Genomic DNA, 2,065 nt, shown 5'->3' with positions numbered 1-2,065 from the left:
GGTCCTGCCGCTGGGCGACCCCACCCGTGATGAGCTCCCCGTGTTCCTGCGCGGCCCCCTCGACGAGGCGATCGACGCCCTGCCCGACGGGGCGCGGCTGATCGCGCGGACCGACTGGGTGGCGGCGGCGGTCGCGAACACCTGGCCGCCGCGCCCGGCCGGCCCTGCGTACGACGCGCTGCTGCGTCTGCTCCAGCGCCGGAAGCTGCGGACCCTGGGCTCGGCCGGCGGCGCGACGCTGGTGGAGGTCGGTCCGCGCCCCGCCGACTGATCGGGCGGCGCCCCGCGCGCAGGCCCTGCGCCCGGGGCGACGACACCCGCATCGCGCGCGACGACCCGACGCCTCGGGCGCGGTGTGTGCGAGGCTCCGAGTCGACTATGGCTCAGAAGACCGCTTTCATCACGGGGATCACCGGCCAGGACGGCTCCTATCTCGCAGAGCTCCTGCTCGAGAAGGGGTACGACGTCCACGGCATGGTCCGCCGGTCGTCGACCGAGAAGTTCGACCGCATCGAGCACCTGCGGGAGCAGATCACCCTGCACCAGGCCGACCTGCTCGATCACCGTTCGCTCGTCGACGCGCTGCGCGCCAGCAAGCCCGACGAGATCTACAACCTCGCTGCGATGAGCTTCGTCGCGGTGTCGTGGATCCAGCCCACCCTGACCGCCGAGTTCACGGGCGTCGGCGTGACCCGCATCCTCGAGGCGATGCGCGAGGTGTGCCCCGAGGCGCGCTTCTACCAGGCGTCGAGCTCGGAGATGTTCGGCAAGGTCATCGAGGTCCCGCAGACCGAGGCGACGCCGTTCTACCCGCGCTCGCCCTACGGCGTCGCGAAGGCCTACGGTCACTTCATCACCGTCAACTACCGCGAGTCCTACGGGCTGCACGCGACGAGCGGCATCCTCTTCAACCACGAGTCACCGCGCCGCGGGCTGGAGTTCGTGACCCGCAAGATCACGTGGCACGCCGCCGCGATCAAGCACGGTCTGCGTGACAAGCTCGCCCTCGGCAACCTCGACGCGCAGCGCGACTGGGGTTACGCCAAGGACTACGTCGAAGCGATGTGGCTGATGCTGCAGCAGGACAAGGCCGACGACTACGTCATCGCCACCAACGAGACGAACACCGTCGAGCGGTGCGTCGAGGTCGCGTTCGACGAGGCGGGTCTGGGCGACTGGAAGCAGTACGTCGAGATCGACCCGCAGTTCGTGCGCCCCGCCGAGGTCGACCTGCTGATCGGCAGCTACGACAAGGCCGAGCGCGACCTGGGCTGGAAGCCGAAGACGAGCTTCGAGGAGCTCATCCGGCTCATGACCCGCGCGGACCTGGACCTGCTGAAGCCGTAGTCCGCCGGCTGGGGCGGCTCTGCCGTCCCTACGCCGTCGGCTGACTGCCGGCGCCGGCGTCCGTGGTGACCCGCACCTGGTAGACCGGTCCGCGGCTGTTGCCGATGACGCGCAGCACGTACGCGTCGCGGCTGTAGCTGTACCGCAGGATCGGACGCAGCAGGGCCAGTCTCCAGCGGGAGATCGGCGTGCGGTGCCGTGGACTGTGTGGCGTCATGGTGCGTGGGACCTCGACGTCGCTGTGTGGGACAAGCGTCCCGAGGGTAGCCGGTCTGCGCCAGCTGTCGGAGAAAGATCCGTGACGGCGCGCGCCCGCACCTTCTAGAACACCAGCCACGTCCGGCTGACGTCCTGGCCCTGCACCGCGCGAAGGCGCGTGCCGCGGCCGACCCGGAGCTTGCCCTGGAAGAGACGGTTGCTCGCGGCGGTCGCGGTCGTCACCGTGCGCCACGAACTGCCGCGGCGCGCCTGGATCAGCACCTTGCCCCTGGCGGGGGCGAGCCCCCAGAGGCGGGCGACGCCCTTGGTGCGATAGGCGGTGAAGGGGAAGCGGAAGGCCGTGAACGAGGGCTTGGGCGTGTCCTGCGCGACCGTGTCGCCGCGGAAGTAGACCCCCGACTGGTACGTGGTGTCGTAGCTGGGCTTCGGGGCGTCGTCGCGCATGTTGAACCAGGTCACCGTGTCCACGCCCTGCTTCCACATGACGTAGAGCGAGGCC

4 protein-coding genes are annotated in these 2,065 nt (G+C 70.1%); 2 read left to right on the top strand and 2 right to left on the bottom strand.

Features of this window, described 5'->3' with window-relative positions:
* Together ABYE80_RS20235 and gmd are read left to right on the top strand one after the other, a co-directional pair.
* On the top strand, nt 1–271 hold a 271-nt coding region (locus ABYE80_RS20235), incomplete at its 5' end, for a hypothetical protein (protein WP_372792161.1).
* Between the two features lie 107 nt (nt 272–378).
* The gene (gene gmd, locus ABYE80_RS20230) at nt 379–1,347 is read left to right on the top strand and encodes a GDP-mannose 4,6-dehydratase (RefSeq protein WP_372792159.1); all 969 of its coding nucleotides are present in this window, start codon (nt 379–381) and stop codon (nt 1,345–1,347) included.
* A 28-nt stretch (nt 1,348–1,375) separates the two neighbouring features.
* On the opposite strand, the gene ABYE80_RS20225 is transcribed toward gmd, so the two are convergent.
* On the bottom strand, nt 1,376–1,564 hold the full coding sequence (locus ABYE80_RS20225; RefSeq protein ID WP_372792157.1) for a hypothetical protein: 189 nt from the start codon (nt 1,562–1,564) through the stop codon (nt 1,376–1,378).
* 104 nt (nt 1,565–1,668) lie between these two features.
* On the bottom strand, nt 1,669–2,065 hold a 397-nt coding region (locus ABYE80_RS20220), incomplete at its 5' end, for a hypothetical protein (protein WP_372792155.1).

It is taken from the genome of Paraconexibacter sp. (genome assembly GCF_041602235.1).
GTDB lineage: Bacteria > Actinomycetota > Thermoleophilia > Solirubrobacterales > Solirubrobacteraceae > Paraconexibacter.
Note: the sequence above shows the minus strand (reverse complement) of the source record. Positions and strands in the feature narration are given on the sequence as shown.

Excerpts from the sequence above, each read along its gene's own strand:
- gmd (WP_372792159.1), top strand. The coding sequence starts at position 379 with ATGGCTCAGAAGACCGCTTTCATCACGGGGATCACCGGCCAGGACGGC.
- ABYE80_RS20225 (WP_372792157.1), bottom strand. The coding sequence starts at position 1,564 with ATGACGCCACACAGTCCACGGCACCGCACGCCGATCTCCCGCTGGAGA.